The organism is Novipirellula methanifontis, from assembly GCF_052161655.1.
GTDB lineage: Bacteria > Planctomycetota > Planctomycetia > Pirellulales > Pirellulaceae > Novipirellula.
Genome location: NZ_CP197418.1, coordinates 375,284 through 400,970 on the forward strand (window position 1 = coordinate 375,284; position 25,687 = coordinate 400,970).

A 25,687-nucleotide genomic window follows, 5' to 3' on the forward strand; every position below is an offset into this window, starting at 1 on the left:
TGACGCAGGCACTTAAAACTGGAAATAGATGAAGGGCACATGCCCCGTTTTTCCAAACAAAAAGATGGCCCCGATCACGCAGTAGTAAATCGTCCATCGAACGAAAACGGGAGCGGACGCAATCGACAAGGTGTGCGGCTTTTCGCGTTGAATCCATTCGGCAATCAACAGCACCGTGACGTAGGGAATTCCTCGAATCATTTGTGGCGACGACCAACCCGCCGTTGTCATTCGAGTTAAGTAGTCGACCGCATGCGTAAGTGAATCGGCGCGAAAAAACACCCAAGCCATCAGCGTGAAGGCAAACGTCATTGAGATTTGGAATGTTTCCCGAAGACTCGGTAACCAACGTCCTTGTGCGACGATTTCTTGATGCCGTTTATGTTTATTCGAGATGACCAATGGCAAATAGAACAGTCCGTTGAGAAGCCCCCATACGATAAAGGTCCAATTCGCGCCGTGCCAAAACCCCGAAATGACAAAGGTGATAATCAGGACCGAGAAATGGTGCCAGCGAGAAGCACCCCGGCTTCCACCGAGCGGTATGTACACGTAATCGCGAAACCAAGTGGATAGCGAGATGTGCCAACGTCGCCAAAACTCACCGATGTCGCGGGAAAAATAGGGGTAGGCAAAGTTCCGCATCAGGTCGAAACCGAACAATCGTGCGGTTCCAATTGCAATGTCACTGTAGCCACTAAAGTCACAATAGATCTGGATGGCAAAATAAAGTGCACCCAAGAACAAGACGGAAGCGTCATAGTCCTTGTAATTCACGAAAATGTTTTCGACTAAACCTGCAAGGTTGTCGGCGATCACAATTTTCTTGAACAAGCCCCACAAGATTTGTCGCAGTCCATCTTTTGCAAGTCCGGTATCAAAATGACGCGGGCTAAGAAACTGGGGCAATAGATGCGACGCACGTTCGATTGGGCCAGCGACCAGCTGTGGAAAGAAGCTGACAAAGGTGAAGAACGCTAAGGCATCGCGTGTTGGCCGGATTTGACGCCGGTAGATATCGATCGTATAGCTCAGTGACTGAAACGTATAGAAAGATATCCCAACGGGCAAAATAATCCTGAGAGTGGGAAGGTTGGCTTGAATTCCCAGACTCTCCATGCCCTGGGCAAGCGATTCAACGAAGAAGCCATAATATTTAAAAAAGCCTAAGACGCCAAGATTGACCCCCAGGCTGATCAAGAGCCACCGTTTGCGTGACGCCGTTTTTTCGGTCGCGTCTAGCTTGATTCCAATCATGTAATCGACAGCTGAACTGAATGCGATCAGTCCTAGAAACCGCCAATCCCAGCATCCATAAAAAAAGTAACTCGCAACGAGTAGAAAAACGTTCTGAGCTCGCAGCGATCTCCGCTGTAGAGCCCAGTAGCAGATGAAGACTAGTGGCAGGAATACGGCAAAGGCAAATGAATTAAACAGCATTGCTAAAAACTAAATTGCACTCGGACGATCTTGATCCGAGTCACCCTTCACAAATTCATAAGGCGAGCGATCTTGAGTCCAGTACGCGAACGCTAAGTCCACGTTCTTTTGCTCAAACGGTTCAAAGTAGTTGGGGACAATGACCTGCGAAGACGAGTGCCGCGATAGAAAACCCGCAGTTTCAAGGCTCGACGCAAGCAATCCACTGTTGTAGAAATCAATGTATTCCGCATTCTCTGTCGCCAGCATCTTACAAAACTCGCCATGAGTTGCTTCGATCGCTGTGGTCGCTCCATAGATATCAATGATGCGTAGCACCGCAGAGTCATTCGCCACGACACGCCGAGTCACTAAAACCGCAGCGACATGCGATGCGTTTGCGATTGACCACATTTGATACTGGTAAAATGGATGCCGGGCGTACCGATTCAAGAAATAGGTCGCCGTTTTGTACGGTCGCTGCTGATCGGCTAATTGGCTCGATTCAATCCCTTTTAGCGTCGTCGGTATATCGTCATTGTCGAGACGCACAATGCGTTTCAATGGATCGTTGGCAGCACGCTCGTGAGCGTAACAGTCGTCGAATCCACCGAGAATTTTGAACGTGGTTCTTTCAGGATTGACAAGGTAATAGTGTTCCGCATTGCCACACGTGTAACGAAGAGCCCTGAAAATCTGCCGAGAGTCTTCGCTTAGCCCGATCAGTCCAATTGATTTTGCTTTGCTTAATTGCTTTAGCTTCATCAACATCGACAGCCCGAGACCACTGGTTTCACGATCCTCTCGCACCTTCCAGACCGCCAACCAAATCTCTCGCTGATCTTCGAGTTCGGGATCAAAATGCGAAACCGGAATGAACCCTAAAACGCCATGAATTTCTTTGGTGTCCGTCTCGATGCCGACAACGAAATTGTATCTTTGGCAGGCTTCATTACGATATTGCCAGTCGAACACTTCGGCCGAGCGAGCCAGTATATGACCGGATCGCCAATGGGTTTCGATGAAATCACGCATCGCCTGTTGTTCGTCCAGGCGTGCAAATCGAATTTCGTAAGATGATCTCAAAGCTTACTCGTTGATACGTTTTTGTTTTTCGAGCCAGTCGTTCGGATTCGCATTAGCGATCTTCGGAAGATCATTCGTATCGAGGCGTGCGATCTTAAATGCATTGTTTTTGTCGGTGTTAGACAAGGCGACTTCGACTGTGAAGGCGGTCTTGCACCCTCTTGCTCTAAGCACATCAATAGTCGTATCGCTGTAACGACCATAGGGATAACACATTGACCAATCCGGCGTCCAAACGCCCGCGTCTTTTAGAAAATCAATGGATCGGTCAATGTCAACTATTTGTTCTTGCTCGGATAGCGTGTTTAGCCAATCGTGCCGCCATCCGTGTGAGCCAAACTCCATGCCACAATTCGCCATGGTTCGCATTTGATCTTGCGAGACGTATAACTCAGCAGCAAATGCGACTTCATCCTCCGAAACGTATCTCGCAAAAAGTTGTGCGAGCAGCTGTTTTCTCACTGCCGACGGAAGTCCGCTCTGTAAAACATGTTTGAAAAAGATGACTTCTTTGCAATCGAGTCGCGTGGCGACGGCATATTGACTCCAGAGTGAATCGTTACTCGGAAGATCATTTGTCGTCGCATCCCGCAATTGGTCGAGACAAACGAATAGGTCCGTTATCAGTCGATCGACATTCGAAACCGAAGCAAGGATGAAGTGGATTTTGTGAACGTCCAACACTTTTCCCTCCACCACGGCTTCTCCGGGAGGGTAGAAAACGCCAGTCAGTCCTTCATTCATCAGGATTGGAAACACAACCGTAAAATGATCGAGAAGTCCGTCGTCAAAGGTTAGTAAAATCCCATTTTTGGGTAATGATTCGCCGGCATAGATCGCAGCGTTACATTGTGCTAGCGTCAAAATATGGTAGTGACGTTTGATGTACTGAACTTGCCCTCTGAACTGCTCGACCGACAGCCCTTTGATCGAGGGAAATCGCGACCGTTGTAAATCACGAACGTAATGGTACATGATCGTACTGAAGTACATTGGCTAGACCTTAGGTGCCAATCGTTGCATTTCACGAAATGCAGTGAGTAACACGGTCGTTGCATCCTCGGCGGCGGCGGCGACGAATGAATTTGTCTGGTCCGTTAGAATGCGCGGTAAACGTGTGCGATAACAATAAACCCCCGGAAGCGATCCGAGAAATTCGCAAACAGATTCACTGGCCGCTTTTGCAGCGGCGTACTCAGCCGCTAATAGCCCGGGCGTGTCGAGCAATACAGTCGAAGGGTAAAACACGCTTAAACGCGAATCATCGTTGTGATAAATGTTTCGAGCCGATTCGACGGAACGAACAAATCCACGAACGTAATAATCGCAAAACTTCGTAAAGCGTTCATCTTGCCAAACGTTTGATTTTGTCAGCCCGATATGAGGCGTTGCGAAATAGTAAACCGAGTCAGGTTGCCAATCATCTGGAGAGGCTGGCCGATGGACCGGCGGATCGAGAACGTTCCATTTCATGTAGTGGCAATCATATCCAGCCTCGCGTATCTCCTCACAAACCTTGTTTGCATCGTCTTGCCCGGAATGATAAGTCAGCCCAACCGATGCGCCACCGGCCGCGAGGATCTTAGCAGCCACTTCGCCTAAACCACGTGATCCACCTATTACCAAACACTTTCTGTTGGCGAACTCACGGGGCGAGGTCTGCTTGGAGATTACATTTACGCTGGGCTGCTCAATCGGTGGTGGACGGTATAGCGATTCTACTTTTGCCTGGAGTCCCAACGATCGCACACTCAAGCGAATCTTCGACAACATCGATGAAACCAACTTAGCTTGATAATGCATGACTGGCTCGGATGTTTCAGCATCATCATCGTGATCCTGAAAATCCATATTGAGCTGGGTTAGCGTCGAGTGCAAACCAGGACACTCCATGCCAACGATGCGGCTGATCGCCATCAGCTGAGCGATTTGGATTGCGGGAAGACTAAGTTCAGAGCAGCCGAACGTTTGTTTAGCAAGCGTTTCGTCGAAGCGAAGCGGCGTACTTTGGTTGATGCCATCGAGTTCAGCGAGACTCAAATTCTGAGCTTCGGCTCTGTCGAAGTTACCTGAGGGTAACATTCGAACGGGTAAATCCGAGCTTGGCGAAAAAGTTGCCGCTATGACCTGGCATGTTTTCTGGCCATCCTTTAATTCCATTTTTACCGACAGCGCGTCTCGAGAAGTCACCACCACTTCAATGGGGGCGTTGTGAGCGATGGGCTCACGAAACCAGACAGCCAGACGAGCTAGGCAATGCTTGTCTTTTTGATTCTGCGAGTCATCCAATAGTGCTTTTAGCGTGGCATGCGCGCCGTGAACGACGCTCGATCCAAAGGGGGATCGACGCGAAGCAAGTGGCGACAGATGCAGCGGATTAAAGTCACCCGATAATGCAGCAAACCGAACGCTATCCTCTAGTGATATTTGAAAGGTCATCTTGCCGAAGCCGTGTTTGCTTTTTGAGTCACCTGAATCCAATCGGGCTGTTTGTAATCGCATTCCACAGCAAACTGAAATGCGTTGCCAACGTTGCTAAACTCTGAGTTTTCGAGGAAGTTAAGCATCACGATGTTCTTTTCGGTCGCGACGTAATTGGCGACAATCGTTTTGCTGCCACGGCGGCGTGCCGCTTCGATCAATGTACTGAGGATGACATCTTCTACACTTCGGCCAAACACACGGCAGCTAAGAATGAAGTCGGTAATCACAGCCGTGTCGTCGACGACTTCAATCGATCCAAGTCCAGTTAGCCCCGAGTCACCAAACTTGTCTGAGACCGAGAAAGCAAATGCTTCTCGATTTTCACCGCAGCACCAATCAAGAAATTCACTTTCGGTCAGCCGCCGCGTCGAAAGATTCATTTGATTGGTTTTATTCAGTAGTTGCGTAGCGCGTTTGATGTTCGATTTGCCAACAGCCGCCACCTCAACCACCATATCGAGACTATGTAACCACTGGTCAACCGATTCAAGGTTGTGTTTCAGCTCGGAGCGATCACGTTCCGCGTGATACATTTTTGTTCGCTGAGCATCTTCGTTCGTGGCCGATGCTTTATCGAAACAGCGTAGTTTTGAAAGCGCGGTCACATATTGCATCTTGTCGGTCGGCCAATCTGGCACCAGGACTCCGGGACAAGTGTCGCGAACTCGTTGACGTTCAACAGGATTATCGTCAATGAAAACGACGGAATCGATACCGATATTGAGCTCATCGACGATCGACAGGATATTGCGAGCTTTGTCATTCCAATTAATCCTCCATGCTACGAAGTCGTCGATCTCTAGTTGCATTTCTGGGTTCTCGCGAATCGCAGTGAGTGCGACGGCCTCCTCATTTTTACTAGCGATAGCCAGCAGAACTCCTTGTTGCTTTAGTCTTTTGAGCGACTTTTGAAAGTCCTTGAATGCCTCTCCAATCGCATCGTGTCCGCCCAGACGAATATTCTGCCAACCTACTTCGCCGACAATCCCGCCCCACAGGGTGTCGTCAAGATCTAACACGAGCAGTTTCTTCACTCGACCAGCGACTGCGTCCACAGCTCCTGCTATCTCTTCGGCAGCGTGTTGAAATACAGCTCGATGAAATGGGATCTTTCCCATATACCAAAGACGTGGATCAAATGCGGTTCCTTCGCACTTTTCGATCCATTTCGATGCGTTTAGTACAAAGCTTTGGTTGGAATGACCGAGCCGATCGATCAACCTATCGTTCATTTTTCCGAGCAACCAATGCAAACCACCCGGTTTGAGGTCTGCAAAGCCTCGTCCTCGCGAAATTGTTGCAAGGGTCCAAGTCGGCACAAAGAGAGTATTGCAATTTGATTCAAGTGCTAGAAGAGCGTCGCAGTAACGATCAACTTCTTGCATCGCGTCATCGAAAAGATCGTTTAAGTTGGCATCTTCGCGAGAGATCGCCGGAACGATCGATTGCGGCTGAGTCCAAATAATCGCGGTTTCGATTTTGTCGGACTTGCCAGGACGAGCGAGATCAATCAATGTCGGCCAAAGTTGCCCGAAAGGTGCACAACTTGGCTGTATTGATCCATCGCTGGTCTTTTTGAGATAACCCGACAGGTTATCGCAGTTAAAGTCCGAAACAATCAGGCACTGAGTCACCGACATCATTCTTTCTAATAAAGCGTGTGAACGTATTGAGCGAGTTTGCGGATTGTCGCGGGCGGGTTGTCGCCTGCGTCTTCCATTAGCCGTTCGATCAGACCTATTGGTTCTGGCATCTTCGCGTTCAAATTGTCTTCAACAATCGCGAGGAAATTGACCGTGTCCAACGAACTGAGATTCCCGGATTCACCTAGCAGCGGTTCATCTAAATCTCCGCTAACTTGGGCATCTTTGGGAAGTCCCATATTGAGGTCCTCGACCGCTGCCATGATCGCTTGCAAAATCTGTGTGTCTAATGTTTCCGACATGATTAATTTGTTCGAGAGAAAGTCACATTAACGTGTGAGTTGAAAACCTGGATCCGATGTTTTATCGTTAATCAACAAGCGAGTGAACCGTTGCTACTGATACGAAGATTCGTCGCGTTTAAACCAGCCGCCTGCGAATCGGAAGAGTCCAAGTAAGAAGCCGGCACCATAAGACAAGTGCAATGTTGCAAATGCAGCGGGTAAAAAAATGGCTCGCCATCCGTGCTGACGATGCATGCTCAAAATACCGCCTAGCACAATCACTGAGACATACGCCATTGAAAGGGCAAGGAGAGCCCACTGTCCCACGACGGAGAAAAATGCAGACAGTCCCAGCACAATCAGTAAAGCCACAAACACGGGGGGAGCGAATTGTCGTGCTCGCATCTGCAGTGGATGTTTTTGCAAGACTCGAACTTTCCATAGCCCGTACTGAAAGTACTGCTTAGCTAATTTGCGAAACGAGCTACGGCTGTAGTACTTTGACTGAACATCCGGTGCTAGTAATAGCTTCGCTCCCATTTTGCGTAGCCGATAATTGTATTCGTCGTCTTGATTGCGAACAAGCTGTTCATCGTAGGGACCTGCCTTGTCAATGATCGCTCGAGTATAGACAGGGAAAGCAATCGAATCGACAATCTTGCTCTTCGTGTTGCCGACACGAAAGGCGGATCCTCCCACACCGAAACGCGAGCTCATTGCCGTCGCGATCACTTTCGCCATCGGTGTTTGTCCGATCGTATCGATGGGGCCACCGACTCCATCAATTTCTTCATTCTCGAGATGTTCAACACACCGCCGAATGTAGTCAGTAGCGATCACGCAGTGTCCATCTACCCGCGCGATGATCTCGCCGTTGCAATGTTTTTCTGCGGCGTTCATCGCTTTTGGAGCGATCATACCGATGTTGTCGACAAGACGAACGTTGGGGTGATCTTTGGCAAAAGAAGCGACAATGGCACGGGTGTCATCGGTTGACATCCCATCGCAGACAATCACCTCCATTCGATCTGCGGGGTAATCCTGTTCCAAGACCGCACCGAGACTTTGGGCAATGAACGCGCCTTCGTTTCGGATCGGCATAATGACCGATACCAGGGGTGGCGAACCGTCTTTGTTAATTTGCAGCATTTTCCGTCTGGTTTGAATTTAGCGTTTCGATCCAATCGACTTGACGACTTACGACGTTGTTTTGTTCAAAATCTTGAAATCGTAGTTGTGCCTTGCCGCTCATCATGTGCCGCAACTGAGGGTTCCCTAGAACTTCGGCCAAGCGAAGCGCAAGTGAAGTGGGGTCGTCTGGCGGAACCAAGAACCCCTCTTCTCCATCATTGAAAATCTCGCCAATTCCTCCCACATTCGATGCAATAACGGGAGTACCCATCGCCATCGATTCAATGTTGACGAGCCCAAAGCACTCGCTGCGACTGGGGACAATCGAAACCGACGCGGCGGCCATCCGGCGAAGCACTTCATCATGGGGCAGGCGACCGAGAAACCGACATCGCTCGGAAATGCCTAGTTCTTCGGCGATTCGCTCACATTCTTCGCGACAGGGACCATCCCCAACAAATTCGAAAATCGTATTTGGGAAATCTTCCTTCAATCGTGCTATCGCCTTTAGCAACACATCTTGACCTTTAGTCGGATGCAACCGTCCCACACAGATAGTGCGATTTACGTCGTGCGTTAACTCCAGGTCTTTGAGCTCAAGTTTTGGATCCGGTAAAGAAAGATACAGGACGTTGCACTTTTCGGTTGGAACGCCGTAGACGAGGTGGGCGTCTTGCAGTCCCGCCACTGAATTGGGAACCACATGAGTTGCGAGTCGATAAATCAAACGCTTGCGAATCTTCAAAATGCGAAGTTTCCAACGCTTGATTTGCCCATCAATTGAAATGGCATCCGCCATCGTTAAGTACCATACGACTCGCGTTGGTACTCGCATCAGCCAGCCAACGGACAGCATCACGTTGGTGGAACCAAACGCAGCAAACAGGCAATCCGGGCGATATTGTTTGATCAACTTTCGTAAAAACAAAGCGTCCGCAATCTTGGTTGGACGTGCGGACGGCCATGTATAGATTGCCGGATTGCTTTCGCGATTTTCGGCAGCAACGTTGCGTTTGTCGACGATAAATACAACCTGGTGCCCTCTTCGGACAAGTTCGTCGCTCATCGCGCGGATGTGCGTTGACACAGGCGACTCGGACCAAGTTCCAGCAAAGAAGTAACAACGACGGTTCATAATGTTTTCCAAAAAAACTTTTGCAGCGCAATTACTTGTCGAAGGGGCGGCATCCGCCAAACAACCGTTGGGCAGGACATTCTAGCAGGGGGTGATTGCCGCTAGCACAATATTACAAAGACGAGCATCATGAAAACGACTTGATATAAGTCGAGACCGAGCAACCGTTACGGATTGCCAAATCACAAAAGTCGTATTCAACGTGCTAACGCCGTCGACTTTTCCGTAAACGATCTGTAAACAGGTAAGGCGACAGTGAGCCATTCATTTTTGCACGAATGATTGCAGGGTTATCCAGGGGGTGAGCTTCAACGCGAGGCATGGCAAAGCGATCACTAGACCCCTTTGCCATGCCAAGATCGGTGCTGACGGCAAGTTCGTATCCGGCTCGTTTGACCGATGCAACATACGCGTCGTTAACTTGGCCCAACCGGGTGCTTCCGTAGGGATAAGCGTACAAACGTGCTGATTCTTTACCCAGTTTCGAAATGAGGATGTCACGCGAACGCTCAGCTTCCTCATTCAGTTGCTCCGCCGAACATTCCAAGGCATTTCGATGTTGATGAGAGTGAGAACCAATCGAAACCACAGTGGAATCCAAGCAACCTTGCAGTTCATCCCAAGTAACAGGCCGCCAAGTTTCGGCACTCATCTGACGAGCGTATTGGTTTCCCCATCGATCAAATGGCATCGGATGAACTGCGTCGACCTGGGATGTCGCAACGAACAGAGTGGCGTGCGCATTGTAACGTTTCAGAATGGGAACCGCATTGAGATAAAAGTTTGCAAATCCATCGTCAAATGTCAAACACACCCAGGGACGCTGCGGAGGCTGTTTTGAACTTAGCTTCGCTGGCAAGTCCGCCAATGGAATGATTTGGCCGAACTCGGACGCCGCTCGAATTTGTTGTTCGAACATGTGCGGACGGACGTTCCAATCGTCAACACTCGAGTCGACAAAATCGATGTCGGCGATGCGATGATACGCCAAAATGCAAGCTTGGTTCGTTGCGGAGACGCCGGTTAACGTCTGTTGAGCGACCGCCATTCGCCCCGTGGCATGCTTGATTGCATGTTTGATATGGATGCGACCGATCATTCTCGTGATCTTGCTTGCCTCAGGACCGATTGCCACATAGGCAACGTGTTGGACCAATCAAATTTTTCCGCATTCTGCTGGGCTTTTGCTGACAACGACTCTGAAAGTTTTGGTTCCGAGAGAACGCGACACACGGCATCGGCCATCGTATCCGCGTTTCGAGGCGGAACCAAAAGCGAATCCTGTTGGTCAGTCAGCAAGTGAGGGATTCCGCCGACATCGGTGCTGACAATACACAATCCGCACGCCATTGCTTCGATCACGCTAATCGGAGTGTTGTCCACATTGGTCGTATTGAGGAAAATGTCGCCTTCGTTAAGTGTGCGCGGCACATCTTCTTTGCCAATGACACCCCGCAGTTCCACAGAATCGGCAATCCCCAGATTCGCCATCTCCGTTTTGACGTCGTTTAGGCTTCCATCGCCTTTGTCGGGCCCGACCATCGTCAAAGTAGCATTTGGGTATTGTTTTTTAACCCGATCTAGAACCTGAATTGCGAGTACGGGATTATACATCCGATGAAGCGATCGCAACCAAATCAAGTTTGGCTGAGGATTGGTGCGAAGTCGAAATTCGTATTTCTCGAGATTTAGTGAATTGGGAATTAGTTTCATGTCTTTGCGATACAACGACATCGCATCTCGCAGAAACTCGGAAGGCGTCGTGACAATGGACGCCGTCGAAAGCAGTTGCTTTACCCTTTTTGAATGACGCTCCGCAAAATCAGGCAACCCGCCGCCGTGCAGTGCCAACACGTAGGGAAGTTTCAGTCGACGCAAGACGAGGCAGACTGCTTCTGCCCACAGAAAAGCCGATCCGCTGTAGACGTCCACCTGCGCGACATCAAAATCGTTCCGTCGCCGCCACACGGTCGAAGTCATATCGAACAGTCTAAGAAGGCGACTCGAACGCGATGAAGTTGTGATGACCTGACAACCTGATTGCGTCAACCGATCGGCAAGCTCTTCACAAGCGCCGCGACTGGTACCATTGACGGACAAAAAGTTGCTGACCATCAGAATGCGCAGGTCAGACCCGTTTGCTGGCGTCACTTCGTGTTTCAAGACGGCACTGGTTTGCGTGGACGTCATTGAGAGTCCGCCAGTTGCTGAATTGCTTCTATTTTTTTCGGACCCAAATTTTTCCGATAGATCGCAAACAAATGATCGGCCAGTACGTTCGCGCTGTACTTCGTTTCAATTAGATGTCGTGCGGCTTCCCCCATGCTTATTTGCTGTGCTTTGTTCTGTGCTAATTCGACCATGCATGTGGCCATTTGATCGGCATCGTCAAAGGGAACGATGAAGCCGGTGTTGCCTTGCTCGATCACATTGGGAACCTCACCGGCGGGGGTACCGATCGCGGGCAGTTTCGCTGCCATTGCTTCGAGCAATACATTTGGAAAACCTTCATGATCCGAGCCGATCACCAACATGTCGGCTTGGCGAAGCCGTTGTGGCAAGTCGTTCTGCCAACCAATGAAGCTAATCGTTTCTGCGGACAAGCCAATCTGTTGAGCGTAGGATTCGAGTTCGGCTCTCATCACACCGTCACCAACGATTACTCCTCGAATTTTTGTCTTTTTGTTTGCCAGAAGTAACGCATCTAAGAACCGGTCTATTCGCTTTGCGCGGACCAATCGACCGACGACAAAAGCGGTCGGTGTCGACGAGCGAGGTCCTACATCATGTGATGGAGATTGAGATCGTTCATCAAAGTCCGCAACATCAATGACGTTAGGAAGAACAAAAATACGTTCCGGAGAGACCCCGTATCGAGCTGCATTCTGTTTCGCCGCATCGGAGTTGGCAATCAACCTTGACGGCATCCGAATTAACGGACGTCCCCATCGGCCATTTCCCTCAACCTCGTGAATCGCGTCGTTACGCATGCCACCGAAGTGCAAGGTGCAAAAAGGCTTCGACGCTAATGCAACGTATAGATTCGTATAAAAATGGGCTGATTGAACGAGATGAGGTCGGAATTTTCGCAGCAGCGACATCAGTTTAAGCACGCGATACCCAGGGTTTTGGCGTTTTCCAAACCAGATTGGTTCACAGCCAAGATCTGCTAATACCGATTCGTAATGCTCTCCCTTTGTGGCGCAAAAAACTCGCACATCCACGTTGGCCTGCTTTAAAGCTCGGACCATCAGAACGAGTTGTTTCTCTGCACCACCCTTGCCTAACGTGCCTGCAACCAGGGCCACTCGCAATGGTTCCACAAATGTTTTGCGTCGATTCATGAGGTGATGGCAGCGAAATATTCAGTTTCGCTACTACGTTTGCGTCTCTGTTGCTGCATGACAACGGCAGCACCTGCCGCGAGGTACCACAACCCTTTGCCTTGGAACTCAGTGCTCAAAAATGCGACGGCCAAGGCGAACGTGACGAGCAACCCAAGTTGCCAGATCGACTTTTTTCTTGACCGCATGCCAACCAGAAAAGGGGACAAGACAAATGCAATATGTAATGCGATTCCAATCAGCCCACCTTCCGCAAGCGTTTTTACCCATCCAGAGTGTGCTTCGCTCTCGCGATCCGCTGCATAGGTCCCCATCCCGACGCGATCGTCCAAGTTCTTCCAAGCGACGGCATAGCCCCCGGTACCCACACCAAACAGGGGATTCTTCAGGAAGATTCGCCACCCTCCGATGGCCAAATCCGATCGTCCGCTAGTCCGGCTGCTGAGCGAATGATCGCCGTCGACAGATTTGTCAATCCGATGCATCACGTAGGCTTGTCGATCACTGAACTGACTCGCCACGATTAAACCTAGGATTGTCGCACTTGATACAAACATGACTCGGCGCGTGATGCCCGGAATGCTGCTGACCATATACAGAAGACAGCAAGATGCGATGGTGATTCCACCGCGGCTGCCGGTTAGTACGACCCAAACGATATTGATAATCACTAACACCCAAATGGTCTTTTTCAACCAACGTACGTTGGATGGAACCGCACTCGCTAGGCAAGCTGAAAATAAAGCAGTTAAAGGAAAGTGGGCCCAAGCATTTGCGTTCATTTCCGGAAGCGTTTCCATTTGCAGGAAATACAGCAGGCCGCCAAACGCTGCGACGGTATTGCTAATCAATGCAATCCAATGCCAGGTGACTAGATCATGGGTCCCGCGAACAAAATAGATCAGCAATCCAAAGTAGCTCACTCCCGCAAGCAGATGTTGAACGCCGGCTTCCATGTCCTTTGTCATCAACAGTTCGATGGCTAAAAAGGCAAAGAACGCTACCAGCGTACGTGTCGTTAAATCATTCCGGCGGATCAAAACAGGGAATCCTAGACCGATCACCATCAACATGATGTAGTTGACCGTGTTCCATCGGAAGATACCGCCAGTCATTACAAAAACACGAGTCAAAGCGTCCAGGGTGCACAGGATTGCAATGCCGTAGACACCAAGCGTGGGACGCGCCAGTCCGGCCAAGGAAGCAATCAGGCCCACGGTGGTTATTAATGTGACCGATCGTTGAAAACCAATAACAAATCCCGATAACCAAATCAGGCAGCATAGAGTGACAATTCGCCAACCCCAGAGATTGGCCTGTGATGTCCTGGTTTTCTGTGGATGAACCAGTTCAATGCGAGGGGAATGTGAGATCGAAATCCCGTTCATCGCCGAAGACGTCCGTCTACGAGCCGCATTTTCCATTGCCTAGCGCAAAGTTCACCAAGGCGTCGTTGCCATGCCTCGAGCGTACGGTTTTCCACATATTCACGGCAGCGAACCCGCAGTTCTCGCCAACCATTTGGTTCAGAGATGATTTCAACAATGCGGTTAGTCAACTCGTCACAATCGCCCGCTGTGGTTAGCCAGCCACGTTCGTTATTTTGACCAATCACACTGCTCGCCGCGCCGACATTGGACGCCAATACGGGAAGCCCAAAGGCCATGGCATCAAGCCACGCTTTGCTGAAACCTTCGGTGAGCGATGGTTGCACACAAAAGTCAGCTTGCATCAACTCTTTGGACAACTGACCGCGATCGAGCTGACCTGCGAAGCGAATAAATGAGCCGCAGTCTAATTCTGATACCAACGACTCTAATTCTGCACGCTGCGGTCCATCGCCGATCAGGGTCGCCATTGGCATCGAACGTAACTTTCGGTCTCGTAGTTTCGCGATGGCACGAATGAGCACAGCCACTCCCTTCTCGGGAGACAGCCGACCGATGTAGACAAAACGAGCCGGCGTAGCGAGTTCGTCATCTCGTTTCGGCGTAATTTGCGAAAGTTCTTGGTCGGAGAGCGCTGTTGAGAATATCCATTGGACATCACGTCCTGGCGATCCACTCTCGTCGCCAGTGGCCAACATCACGTTGCGACCTCCGGAGAAACGCGTCATGATTCCGCGTGTCACGCGATTCATGGTCGTTGTACTTCCGGTTGATGCCCACGAGCCGCCGTAGCGTGCCAACAATGGTTTTCGCAATGCGATTGCGACGATCATTCCTAGTAGCGGCATATCCCCAGGGACGGGAGTATGAACGGCATCACAATTTCGGCAATGCTTGGCAATTTTCCAGAGATAATAAGGTAGTCGCGTCAAAACGGACAATTTTCGTCGAGCATCCACGCCTACGGGGCTTGGAATCACGATCACGTCGGCGTGTTTGGGAAGCGGCAATCCCCCTTCGCGTTCTTTCCCACGCTCGATCATTAACGTCATCTGATCAAACAAGGTCCCAACGGCAGTCATCTGCAACGGGAAGCCGCCATAGGACATCCATTGTCCAGTCGCGTCCTGCCAACACTGTTTGAAGGAAACAACACACACACGCGTTGCAGCGTGGTCGGAAGTTTCCATCACGTGCGTTTTCAACGGAGCCTCAAGTAACGGCATTTTCCGCCAGCAAGTCTCGGGGAAGTAAGCAACGGATTTTGCCCGCTTCACGTAAATCGCGAATCACCTTTAGAAAGTTTTCGAACAGATCAAATCGTTGAGTGTTGGATGCGTCACTTAATGAGTGAGGGTGTCCATAAATCACCAGTGTCTTGCCCGATTTGACTGAACGATCCAGCACATCCAACGATTTTGCACCAAAACCGCACGCATTGGTTTTTAAGCAGACAACTCCGGCAATTTGTTCCAATTCGCTAGGCTGATAAATTTGACGGCCTCGCAATCGATCGGCGACGCGCTGTACAAGCGGGCGATAGCCGACACGACAAAATTTGTAGCCTGTTTCTTGTAGTGTCTCACACAACATTTTCAGGTCGGTTCGATCTTTGCCAGCCTCGCGTCGCTCAGACATACTGAACGACCACCCTGACGGATAGTCAAACGGTTGGTTGTAAGGAGGAACCAAGCAAGTCACTTCTGCACCAACACACTGTTCCAATGCGTCTTTGCTAGAACGCAATGTTTCTATCAACGACTGACGATTCAACCCAGGAATCCATTCATGGCGGTGAGTATGACTGGCGACCTCATGTCCAAGTTCGTGCATTTGCCGAACTTGTTTTGGATCGTGGTAGGGACGCTCGCCAGGTAGCGCAGCGGATCCGACCACGGCGATACAGCTTGGCATGTCATATTCGGCTTGCATTTCCAGCAAACGCTCGGTGTTTTCGAATTCGCTAGTCCAATCCTGAGGTCCTTTTCCTGCCCTGGATCGATCTCCTCCCCATTGGGTGTCATAGTCCCAAAAAAGCAGGACGTCGGCGACAGAACTCGTTGGTTTATTCACGGATAATATCATTTATCGCATCAGCATGACGAAGTGTAGTAACCTTTTACACGTTGCATCGTAGCCGTAATATCACAAGTTTCGATTGCTTCCAGAGCTATCAAGATTGGAAAGGTTGGAGGCGGTATTGCCGTTTTTGAGGTTTGTATTAGCAGAGCGTCGCATCGAAAAGATTGCAATGCAATTATGATAAAAGGCGATGTTCTGCGGCATCAGTACTGCGGGACTGAATTTTTCGCGAATGCGGTCCTGGCCGGCCGCACCAAGTTGGGTCGCAAATGAATCGTCTTGAAGTAAGCGAAGGATCGCCTCGGCGATTTGCTCTGGTTTGTCTGGATCGATTAGTAATCCATCTTTGTGATCTCGAACCAACTCTCCGCCACAGCCACGCTCGGTATAGATCGTGGGGCAAGCGGCGGCCATCGCCTCGGCGGGTGCAAGCCCAAACGACTCGGCATACGAAGGGAACACGCCCAGACGCGCTTGCAAGAGTGCGTCGAGTACCTCTTCTCGAGGCACGTGGCCGTGAAAATAGACGCTGTCCTTTTGGATGGCTTCAATTTCCTCGCAAACGGTTTGACGGATCAAGCTGTTTGCTTCGCTTAGCACATCCTTACCATAAATATGTAACTGCGCATCCTTACGTTTCATCAGCACGGTACGCCACGCTTTGATTAGCGAGATAATTCCTTTTTTGGAAGTGAGCGTGCCAGAGAAAACGACCTTCTCGTTTGACCGAGTTTGGTCGACCTGAGGAGGAGCTGACTCGACAAAGTTATACAGAACCGCTACCGAGCTAAGGGATAAATTAAATGCTCGCTGTGTTTGTTTGGCAGTGTAATGGCTAACGGAACAGACGAAATCAGCACGTTTTAGAGATGCGTTCTCGAGCCAATAGTCGATTTTCTTGATCTTTCGGTTTAGTTCCTTTGCAAAATAAGTCGCCGACCCGTGAAGGCGTACGATGACTGGAACTGGTAACTTAGGCCACTTTGCCGCGGCTCCAGAGTAGTCAGCGACTTCCACTAAATCGATGTCCTGATTTCGCGACCATTTTGAAACCGTCTTGAAAATTCGATAGCGTCCCCAGAGCCACCCCCATCGTGGCCGAGGTCGTCGAATTCTCCAGACTTGAACTCCTTGGTCCTCCTCGTATTCGGGGGCTGGATGCGACCAAGCGTACATTCCGATCACGCGGACCGAGTGTCCTTCGGCTACCAGCGCTCGCCCCATCATTTGCACAAAGGATCCAATGCCGCCATGTTCACCCGGAGGGTACTCGTTACAGACGAAGCAGAAACGAATCGGGGTTTGTAATTTGTCCAGGAGATCGAATCCTTCGATGAACAATATGCGTGTTTATTTACCGGTAATCGCATGGAACAGGGCCTTCATTCGGCCAGCGAGGTGTTTTAATGTTGCAGCCGATTGACTGGGGATCACTAATCCACGTGCATGCAAAACGGAGTCCATTGTCCAAGTATAAATGAATTGGGTGTTGTCAGCCCATCCGCGATCAGGATAGGTTCGTTTAAAGATATGATAACGGTTATGGATCGCCATGTAGCCGAGTTTAAAATGATTTGGACGACCGCTTGGATCAGGCAGATGCTGCAGGTGGGCAGGCCCCGCTAGTACCAACGCGCCCTTGTCTCGCATCCGCAACGAGAAATCGAGATCTTCGGATTGTGCATAGCTATCAAACGATTCACAAAAGCCAAGTTCACGAGCATGTTTGGTTTTCCACATCATGCTGTAACCAGGTAACCAATCTCCTTCGGTCAAATCATCGGTGCCGGGTTTGACAAACCAGGGGACCGACATGCCAGAGGCGGAATAGCTGCCCGGGCGTAAATCGGGGACAATGTGTAGCAACTTGCGAATCTTCCAGAGCCGCGTTGGTGATTCGGTATGCTCGGGCGTGGAACCCGCGACCCCTGCGACCCGCTCGCCCTGATCCCGATGAACCCTGGCCATCTCACGCAAGCAATCGGATTGGAGGACGACGTCATCATCAAAAAAGACCACCAAGTCGGATGTAACAAATCGCATCGAAAAGTTGCGTTGTCGTGTCAATCCTCTCAATCCGTCGGTAACACGAAAGTAGAGGGTGTTATCGGCCAGACGAGCCAAGTCCACGTGCTCGCGGACAACGGTTTCGGTGTCTTGATCTGGACTTGCGTCGACGATAATTAATTGGCTGGGGCGATCGTCTTGGATCGCAATGGAATCTAACGCTCGTTTCAAACTCGCAGCACGTTTGTACGTACAAATGGCAACCGTCGTGCCTGTGGTTAGCGTCTCGGGCAATTGAGGAATGTCCGAAAACGAATCGGATGCGTCTTTGGTTTGAAACCAGCTGACGATATCGGATCCACCTTCAAAGTCATGTTGCAAGATTCGGGGCTTGGGAAAATTGGTTTCAGGCATGATTTCGCTTGAATTGTTCAATACATTTTCGGAAAAATTGCTCGTTTTGCGGAACGATTTCTTTCGGGCAAAATCGTTCCTCGATTTTCTTCCAACCGGCATTTCCAAGTCGACCCGCAAGTTCATCGTCTCTCAAAAGTTGCTTGATCGCCTCTGAAATTTGCTTCGTATTGTCAGGGTCGATCAGCAGTCCGTGCACGCCGTTTTCCATTAACTCATGACCACTGCCTCGTTCGGTATAGATGGTGGGACAGCCACATGCCATCGCTTCAAGCGGGGCCAAGGCAAATGCTTCAGCATAGGAGGGGAAAACGGCGGCTCGCGCCGTCTGTAACGCTTTCGACAAGACTGGAAGTGGTTGATGACCTTGAAAAATGACGGTCCTGCTGATTGGCTCACCGAGCCGTTCTAGCAGATGCTGTTGCATTGAAGTTCCATCCTCCAGAGCTCCATCTTTTCCGAAGAGATGCAATCTCGCATTCGGAAATTCGGTTACCACATCAGGCCAAGCCTGGATTAAAGAAATCACTCCTTTTTTTCGCGTCAAAGTTCCCGCGAACACAATCGTGTTTTTGTCTCGTTGTGATAGAGGACAGTTTTGATTCAAGGGGACAAAATTATGCAAGATGGCGTCGGCCGTTCCAGGCAATTGGAACACCTCTCTCGTCCTCTTATCCGTATAACGACTTGTTGAGGCAGAACGATCCGCGCGACGCAGCGACGCTCTTTCAAGCCAGTGGGTTTTAGGATCTGTTTTTTTGCCTGCTTCGGCATTGAAGTAGGTTGCACTGCCATGCAACCGGCATAAAACAGGAACGGAAAGTCGAGGCCAAACGGCACCCCAGCCTTGCCAGTCGGGGATTTCAATCAAATCGATTTCACCCAATTGACTCCACTGTTTTGCTTTTTGGTACAGCTTCCATCGCAAACCAACCCAGCCCCAATGGCCCTTGGGCTCTGGCATACGATAAACCTTAACGCCGTGGTCGTTCTCGACGGCCTGTGTGCACTGGTTGGGTTTGTAGCAACCAAAAATGCGAACGTCATGTCCGCACTGTACTAACGCTCGAGCTAAATTTCGAGTGTAAGAACCAATCCCGCCGTGGTTACCGGGCGGGTATTCATTGCAAAGAAATGCAATACGTAACGGACTCATTTGCTCAGTTGCTTCAATGTTTTAACGATCCGCTGGCGAGATTCGCCGAGGGGCATGCTTACTTGCATTTCGGCGAACTTTTGCCGGCCCTCTTGATCTAAGGTCGGATTTTCGAGATAGGCATTTACATGTTCTGCCAATTGGCTCCGCGACTTGGCATAACGGGCGGCGCCGAGTTCGATCACAGGCCGATAGTGTTCGTATTGATGAATATAATCCGACATTGGCATGCCAAATACCGGAGGGTTGCTGACATCAAACTCAACATTAATCACAGGCCGATCACGAAGGGCAAAGTCGAGCGTCATCGTTGAAGCAAAATTGATGTTCAAATCAGCATGCTTGGTAATGTTCGTCAGCATCTGTGTGTCATTTTCCGTCGGCAACGCTGAAAACCAATCTTTCATGCTGCTGCGACTCCACTCCGGCTGAGCATAAATCATCTCTGGGAAATCTCGACGCACCGCGTCATAGCGACTGAAGTCGTCGATGGGACACGTCCTTAACAAAACCTGAGGATTGCCTCGAATGGCACCTTCGCGAATCAGTTCCATCAACGCACGCACATGATGTTGGTCTTCAATGGCGTTCGTGTGTTCGCCACCCGAAAAACAAATCAGCTTTCTCGCGGGATCGGCGCCAATACGCCGCATGAACTCTTCTCTTGTCCACAGCAACTCGTCTTCGGCATACGGGTCGAATTGAGGTGTGCCGACCACATGAATTCGATCCGGTGTGATGTCGGGATAAAACTGAATCAATTCGTCATGCATGTGCTGGCTCCAGACCAAATAATGATCAAATGGAGCGGCAATGCGTGCTTTGCTTGAAAGGTTGTCCCAACTAAAGATGAAGGTGGCAGTGGGAATCGATAGGGATTGAGCTGCCAGTACCGGAGCTAAAATTTCATTCGGACGTTGGTGCGAGCAAAACAGAATCGTGGGTTTGATCCGCGTAAACAATTCACGGTAATGGGCGACCTCCGGAGCACGGCTGGCAATGCGGGCGTGGAGACGGTCAAGCCTCTGAATGCCTTTGGGAGATGCAGACGCGCGGGCAAGCAACTTCGCTGAGTTCAGTAACACTCGCCTTGGCAAAGAGCAGTCTTTGGAAATCCGACATTTGACTCGCATCGGATAGTTGTCGACCCAATAGTACTGAGCGTAGGCCAAACTATTACGAAAGAACGAACTAACCGGACGATCACGATGGCGAACCAAAGGGTGCCAATGGACCGAGCCATTGGTGTCGGCGGAGTAAGTTTTTAGCAGGTCGTCCGGAATCAAGTGCAATGTATGCACCTCGCCCTCATTGGACGCCAACTTCAGGAAGTTTCCAAGTACGAAATTTCGTACGCCAACACCATCGGGCAATAAAACTACAGTATTCATAGCAGGTTAGGTTTGAAGTTGGGCTTACCGCGGCCGTACCGCGATGACTCGACCAAGGATATGGTTGATGGGTGATCGGTTACAGAAATAACGCCGAAGCCGCCCAGGCAACCAACCAAGCGTGGTTTCAAGGACTTGAACTGGCATAAGCGGCAGCACAATTAGCTTTTCTTTCACCCAAATGTAAGGGTTCACCTTGCCGAAACCCGCATTCCGAAAAATGCTTGCTAGTTCAGTGGTGCTGTACTCTTTGAGATGAAAGCCAGTCGGTGTATCGTCAAAATATTTCGAAACGTCATGCGGGCCTGAAAGCTTGTTGGGGGTGACGCAGATGTAGGCTCCTCCTGGCTTCAGCGATCGAAAGACATTTTCAAGCTGCTCCAACGCATCGTCCGGATGCAAGTGTTCCATTAATTGATTGCTGTACGCGACATCCACGCTTTGTTCCGGCACATCAATGCTGGTGCCATCGGAAATGATGATCTCAAAGTTATCAGGGGTTGAGAGGTTTCGCGTGATTTCCGTCGAAACGTCAACTGCAATTACCTTACCAACCTTGTCGGCCATCGCTAATGAGACACTGCAATCGCCAGGGCCGATTTCTAAATAGGTTGCATCGTCGGTTGCCAATTGCTTGAGAAACTTGACTTTGTTCTCGACACTTCGTCGAAGCGCGTCTGGAGGCAGCGGCACATTCCAACCGGGGATATTGGGAACGCGTTTGCAAATCTCGTCGTAAAGTGATGTATAGAGCTGTTTGCGATCTTCCTTGTTCGAATGACGAAGTTGGTCCGAAAGTTCTCGCTCAACAGCGTAGTGGTGGCAGATTTCATCCGCGCTACGTTGATCACTGCCTGGTTGCCGATGCATGCGGATCTTGGAGCGATCCACTTTGTTGTCAGATTGCCGCGTAGGTGATGAGGTCGTCGGTACGGCACGGTCGGTATCAGTTGTCATAACGAGAGGCATCTTCGCTGTGATGGTGTGAATTGAACAGGCTTTTGAAAATTGTTTCATGAGCAATTACTCAATTTTCCAAGCCGCTTTGGGATGCAACACGGCATCGGTCGCACCACTGACACCCCCGATGTCCATTGGGAATTTGTCGGACACGTAGCGGTTTCCACCTCGCGCGCCCCAAACGATGACTTTGAAATAGATCGAGTAGAGACCGGGGTTTAGCCACATCGCAGGCAAGCCCACACGAATGTCATACTCCTTGCCAGGTATGTGCGTTCCTATTCCTAGATCGGTGCTCTCCTCTTTCAGATGAAAAAGCTGGTGACCGTGCATGTCTTCGAGAATGCAGTACAACGAAAAACCGCTAACTTGAGTGTCAAGTTTCAGTTTGGAACAAATCGTCATGCCACGACTTTGGTCAATCGCTTTACCATCAGGCGTTTCGATCGAGATTCGACCAAAACCTTCTCGCAGAGATTCGGCTTCGTTTTGCCCATTTTTTGAGTCGGCAGCGCCGACGGAATGAAAGTACCTGGCGATGCACTGACTCAGATTTCCAGCATCAGCGACTTGTCCACTTTCGAGGTAGATGCCTTTGCTGCACAGCGAGCGAATGGCTCCCATATTGTGACTAACGAACAAGACCGTCCGTCCTTGTTCCGCCACATCTTCCATACGGCCGAGGCATTTTTTCTGGAAAGCCGCATCACCCACGGCTAATACTTCGTCCACCAATAGAATTTCTGGTTCAAGATAGGCGGCGACGGCAAAGGCAAGGCGTAGATACATCCCGCTGCTATAACGTTTTACCGGAGTCTCGATGAAGTTTTCGACCTCTGCAAAATCAACGATCTCGTCAAATTTACTTTCAATCTCTCGTTGTTTCATACCGAGGATTGCACCGTTCAGAAAGATATTTTCGCGTCCTGTCAATTCTGGATGAAAGCCGGTGCCAACTTCTAGCAGCGATCCCACTCGCCCATAAACATCCGCGTAGCCTTTTGTCGGGTCTGTAATTCGCGAGAGTACCTTCAGCAGCGTGCTTTTCCCCGCACCGTTACGACCGATCACTCCCACCACATCGCCGCGATTTATTTCAAACGAAACATCTTTTAAGGCCCAGAATGAATTGGTCGCCGAACGTCTTCGCAGAGCAGAGGCAGCGGCAGAGAATGGCGACCTCATGACTCGCATCATGTTCTCGCGAATCGTTTGGTAACCATCTTGCTGAGCACCAATCTGATACTCTTTGCCGAGATTGACGGCACGGATTGCGATTTCACTCATCAATTGATGCGGGGGTAATGTAGGAGGCTGGTCTGTTTTGTCCACAACACAGACCAATACTGATCCATTGCCAGACAAAGAAACTGTTGTCGCTTTCACCTTCACAGAAGCGTTGCCACTGCTGGTGAACTGAATCGCTGTCGAGCCATTGCCCGCCATAGCAATTTAAGGCGACGTTGATTTGGTCATTGGCCCAGCAACGCAACGGACCGCGAAGCCATTCGCGTTGCGGGGTTTGGACTGGGCGTTTAGGGCTTTGGCGAAGATTCTTAGGAATCAATTGGGCTGCAATTTTTCTCAGCAATCGTTTTCCCGTCTCTCCGACCCGTTTTCGCTCGCTTGGTTGGCGAAAAGCGAGTTCGAATAAACGGTGGTCTAAAAAGGGCTCGCGAAGTTCAGTCGAAACCGCCATTGAAATTCGATCGTTAAAGCGAAGCGCTCGGGGAAGCTTGGTATGACGTGCGTCACGATACTGCACTCGGCGGAGCGAGTCGGGGAATACATCCGCCATTGGATACGACCCGCTCAAAGGGGCGAGTTTGCGAAACTCTTCGATCAAACAATCCGAACGCATGATCGGTCCGCGTGTTCCCTGAACCGTCGAAACCTGCGCCGAGTTATTTTCAATCGCAGAGGCATAGTAGTCGTAGCCCGCCCAAGCTTCGTCCATCCCCTGGCCGTCAAGCAGGACCGTAATGCCTTCGTCTTTCGCTCGCGACATCAACTTCGCGTAAGCCAACGTCGGCAGGCCGCCGAAGGGTTCATCTTGAGCACGTGAAATGGCCTCGGCCAAGGCGGGGACTTCGTCATGCGACAACAACCCGACCGACAATGGATGTCGTGTTTGAGCAAGCATTTGCTTGACCCAAGGAAGCTCGTCGTACTCGGGATCGCCAGTGGCAAACGTAAATACGCGAACTTCACTGTCGTCACCTTGAAGCTCGTGAATCAGTCCCAGCAAGAGTGATGAATCCAGTCCACCGCTCAAGTTTACTCCGACCGGAACATCACTTCGGAACCGGAGTTGAACACTCTCTTTTAGCAACTCTAAATACTGCTCGCTGACATCTTCTTCGCTTCGCGAGTCGTATTCATTGCCAACGCTTTCGGCAAGGTCGTACCAACGCTGGATTTTGGTGTCGCCTGCATTCCACGTCATCAGATGCCCAGGCGGAAGCGACTGAATTTCTTTCCAAAATGTTCGCTCGCTGTGGTCGTATAGCCCCGACCCAAGAAACGTGGACCATGTCAATGGATCCGGCTCTGCGGGAATGCCACTTGCATGAATCGCTTTGATTTCACTTGCAATGGTCAGCGCACCGCTTGTCGCATGATGGTAGTAGATCGGTTTGACACCAAAGCGGTCACGAACAGCAAGCAATTTTTGTTGTTGTTCATCCCAAATCAAAATGGCAAACATGCCGATAAATTTGTCAAAACAGGCCGTGCCCCATTTTTGATAAGCGGCGAGAATGACTTCGGTATCGGTACGACTTCGAAATGGATAATCACCGAGTTGGTCGCGTAGTTCAAGATAGTTGTAGACTTCGCCATTGAACGCAATCCAGTAGCGACCGTCGGCACTGCACATGGGTTGCCGACCGGCGTCCGACAGATCGATGATGCTTAGCCGGTTGTGCCCAAGCGCCGCGGTCGATCGCGGGTCCACATAAGTGCCCGACGCATCAGGGCCGCGATGATTTTGGCTTGCGACCATGGCTTCGATTGCCAAGACGTCTCGGCCGAACAGTCCTGAGATACCACACATCGACTAAGTTGCTTCCTGGATTTTTGCCATCAGAGCTTCGGCGCGACGAAAGTCGTCCATCGTGTCGATGTTCACGCGGAACTCAGGATCGACGGGAACGCCGAGAACATGCTTTCCATACAAGCTGTTCTGCAGCATCAGCACATCACGACGCGTCACGTATACGGACCCTTCGCGATGATACGCCGGTGGTAATTCTTGACGACGTGCAATCGGCGTCGATTCGCCTGTGGCAATTCTTAGGCCCCCATTGTCGTCCATGAAGTATGTCCAATGGGGATTGAATTCGGCGGGAACAGCCGCGATCGTCATCACAGCATCCGCTTCGCTGCTTGCTAACAGTTCAACGCAGCGATCAATGTCGTCCGCGGAACGAAAAGGATGGGTCGGTTGCAAGATGCAAATAGCATCGTACTGCTCACCGGCTTCTTCAAGCTTTTGGACTGCGTGTTGTAGAACCGGCATAGTTGGTGTCTCATCGCGAGCAAGTTCTGCGGGCCGCATGAATGGAAGTTCCACTCCGCAGCGAACCGCTTCCTCAGCGATTTCGTTATCGTCAGTCGAAATAACGGTTCGAGTAAGATGCCTCGATTCGCGTGCGGCGGCGGCGGTATAGCTCAGTAGAGACCGCCCTCCGATTTTGGCGAGGTTCTTTCGCGGAACTCCTTTCGAGCCACCACGCGCGGTAATGATGCCTAATACACGCAT

The 25,687-nt window shown here is 50.4% G+C and carries 22 protein-coding genes; all 22 read right to left on the reverse strand.

The genetic code is table 11. The features are described from left to right. Nucleotides 1–12: 12 nt before the first annotated feature. Nucleotides 13–1,440 carry an MBOAT family O-acyltransferase gene (locus SH528x_RS01280; RefSeq protein WP_442508725.1) on the reverse strand — a complete coding sequence of 476 codons (1,428 nt, stop codon included), beginning with the start codon at nucleotides 1,438–1,440 and terminating at the stop codon, nucleotides 13–15. Nucleotides 1,441–1,449: 9 nt separating this feature from the next. Then, nucleotides 1,450–2,505 carry a hypothetical protein gene (locus tag SH528x_RS01285; RefSeq protein ID WP_442508726.1) on the reverse strand — a complete coding sequence of 352 codons (1,056 nt, stop codon included), beginning with the start codon at nucleotides 2,503–2,505 and terminating at the stop codon, nucleotides 1,450–1,452. A 3-nt stretch (nucleotides 2,506–2,508) separates the two neighbouring features. Beyond that, nucleotides 2,509–3,498: a polysaccharide deacetylase family protein gene (locus SH528x_RS01290; protein ID WP_442508727.1), complete on the reverse strand. Its 990-nt coding sequence runs from the start codon at nucleotides 3,496–3,498 to the stop codon at nucleotides 2,509–2,511. A 3-nt stretch (nucleotides 3,499–3,501) separates the two neighbouring features. Further along, complete coding sequence (locus SH528x_RS01295; protein WP_442508728.1) at nucleotides 3,502–4,944, reverse strand: MaoC/PaaZ C-terminal domain-containing protein; 1,443 nt, start codon at nucleotides 4,942–4,944, stop codon at nucleotides 3,502–3,504. Next, a complete protein-coding gene (locus SH528x_RS01300) occupies nucleotides 4,941–6,632 on the reverse strand; it encodes an HAD-IIIC family phosphatase (RefSeq protein ID WP_442508729.1) in 1,692 nt (563 codons plus the stop codon). The genes SH528x_RS01295 and SH528x_RS01300 overlap by 4 nt, the downstream gene beginning before the upstream one ends. 5 nt (nucleotides 6,633–6,637) lie before the next feature. Next, the gene (locus SH528x_RS01305; protein ID WP_442508730.1) at nucleotides 6,638–6,934 is read right to left on the reverse strand and encodes a hypothetical protein; all 297 of its coding nucleotides are present in this window, start codon (nucleotides 6,932–6,934) and stop codon (nucleotides 6,638–6,640) included. 93 nt (nucleotides 6,935–7,027) lie between these two features. Beyond that, nucleotides 7,028–8,065 carry a glycosyltransferase family 2 protein gene (locus SH528x_RS01310; RefSeq protein ID WP_442508731.1) on the reverse strand — a complete coding sequence of 346 codons (1,038 nt, stop codon included), beginning with the start codon at nucleotides 8,063–8,065 and terminating at the stop codon, nucleotides 7,028–7,030. Beyond that, a complete protein-coding gene (locus SH528x_RS01315; protein ID WP_442508732.1) occupies nucleotides 8,052–9,182 on the reverse strand; it encodes a glycosyltransferase family 4 protein in 1,131 nt (376 codons plus the stop codon). Before SH528x_RS01315 ends, SH528x_RS01310 begins: the two co-directional genes overlap by 14 nt. Before the next feature lie 205 nt (nucleotides 9,183–9,387). Further along, nucleotides 9,388–10,281, reverse strand: a complete 894-nt coding sequence (locus tag SH528x_RS01320) for a polysaccharide deacetylase family protein (protein WP_442508733.1) — start codon at nucleotides 10,279–10,281, stop codon at nucleotides 9,388–9,390. Continuing rightward, the gene (locus SH528x_RS01325) at nucleotides 10,278–11,372 is read right to left on the reverse strand and encodes a glycosyltransferase family 4 protein (protein WP_442508734.1); all 1,095 of its coding nucleotides are present in this window, start codon (nucleotides 11,370–11,372) and stop codon (nucleotides 10,278–10,280) included. Before SH528x_RS01325 ends, SH528x_RS01320 begins: the two co-directional genes overlap by 4 nt. Next, nucleotides 11,369–12,526 carry a glycosyltransferase family 4 protein gene (locus SH528x_RS01330; RefSeq protein WP_442508735.1) on the reverse strand — a complete coding sequence of 386 codons (1,158 nt, stop codon included), beginning with the start codon at nucleotides 12,524–12,526 and terminating at the stop codon, nucleotides 11,369–11,371. The genes SH528x_RS01325 and SH528x_RS01330 overlap by 4 nt, the downstream gene beginning before the upstream one ends. After that, nucleotides 12,523–13,743, reverse strand: a complete 1,221-nt coding sequence (locus tag SH528x_RS01335; protein ID WP_442508736.1) for an O-antigen ligase family protein — start codon at nucleotides 13,741–13,743, stop codon at nucleotides 12,523–12,525. The genes SH528x_RS01330 and SH528x_RS01335 overlap by 4 nt, the downstream gene beginning before the upstream one ends. A gap of 167 nt (nucleotides 13,744–13,910) precedes the next feature. After that, nucleotides 13,911–15,104 (reverse strand): glycosyltransferase family 4 protein, encoded by a 1,194-nt coding sequence (locus tag SH528x_RS01340; RefSeq protein ID WP_442508737.1) that lies wholly within the window; start codon nucleotides 15,102–15,104, stop codon nucleotides 13,911–13,913. 22 nt (nucleotides 15,105–15,126) lie between these two features. Further along, nucleotides 15,127–15,987 (reverse strand): polysaccharide deacetylase family protein, encoded by an 861-nt coding sequence (locus SH528x_RS01345; protein WP_442508738.1) that lies wholly within the window; start codon nucleotides 15,985–15,987, stop codon nucleotides 15,127–15,129. A gap of 72 nt (nucleotides 15,988–16,059) precedes the next feature. Beyond that, nucleotides 16,060–17,337, reverse strand: coding sequence for a glycosyltransferase family 4 protein (locus tag SH528x_RS01350; RefSeq protein ID WP_442508739.1), 1,278 nt, complete (start codon nucleotides 17,335–17,337; stop codon nucleotides 16,060–16,062). Between the two features lie 9 nt (nucleotides 17,338–17,346). Further along, nucleotides 17,347–18,417, reverse strand: a complete 1,071-nt coding sequence (locus SH528x_RS01355; RefSeq protein WP_442508740.1) for a glycosyltransferase family 2 protein — start codon at nucleotides 18,415–18,417, stop codon at nucleotides 17,347–17,349. Beyond that, on the reverse strand, nucleotides 18,410–19,573 hold the full coding sequence (locus SH528x_RS01360) for a glycosyltransferase family 4 protein (protein ID WP_442508741.1): 1,164 nt from the start codon (nucleotides 19,571–19,573) through the stop codon (nucleotides 18,410–18,412). The genes SH528x_RS01355 and SH528x_RS01360 overlap by 8 nt, the downstream gene beginning before the upstream one ends. Further along, nucleotides 19,570–20,964 carry a hypothetical protein gene (locus SH528x_RS01365; RefSeq protein WP_442508742.1) on the reverse strand — a complete coding sequence of 465 codons (1,395 nt, stop codon included), beginning with the start codon at nucleotides 20,962–20,964 and terminating at the stop codon, nucleotides 19,570–19,572. The genes SH528x_RS01360 and SH528x_RS01365 overlap by 4 nt, the downstream gene beginning before the upstream one ends. A gap of 24 nt (nucleotides 20,965–20,988) precedes the next feature. Continuing rightward, nucleotides 20,989–21,921, reverse strand: coding sequence for a class I SAM-dependent methyltransferase (locus SH528x_RS01370; protein WP_442508743.1), 933 nt, complete (start codon nucleotides 21,919–21,921; stop codon nucleotides 20,989–20,991). A gap of 66 nt (nucleotides 21,922–21,987) precedes the next feature. Beyond that, on the reverse strand, nucleotides 21,988–23,211 hold the full coding sequence (locus SH528x_RS01375; RefSeq protein ID WP_442508744.1) for an ABC transporter ATP-binding protein: 1,224 nt from the start codon (nucleotides 23,209–23,211) through the stop codon (nucleotides 21,988–21,990). After that, entirely contained in the window at nucleotides 23,204–24,979 is a 1,776-nt protein-coding gene (gene asnB, locus SH528x_RS01380; RefSeq protein ID WP_442508745.1) for an asparagine synthase (glutamine-hydrolyzing), read from the reverse strand. The genes SH528x_RS01375 and asnB overlap by 8 nt, the downstream gene beginning before the upstream one ends. Before the next feature lie 3 nt (nucleotides 24,980–24,982). Then, the gene (locus SH528x_RS01385; protein WP_442508746.1) at nucleotides 24,983–25,687 is read right to left on the reverse strand and encodes an acylneuraminate cytidylyltransferase family protein; all 705 of its coding nucleotides are present in this window, start codon (nucleotides 25,685–25,687) and stop codon (nucleotides 24,983–24,985) included.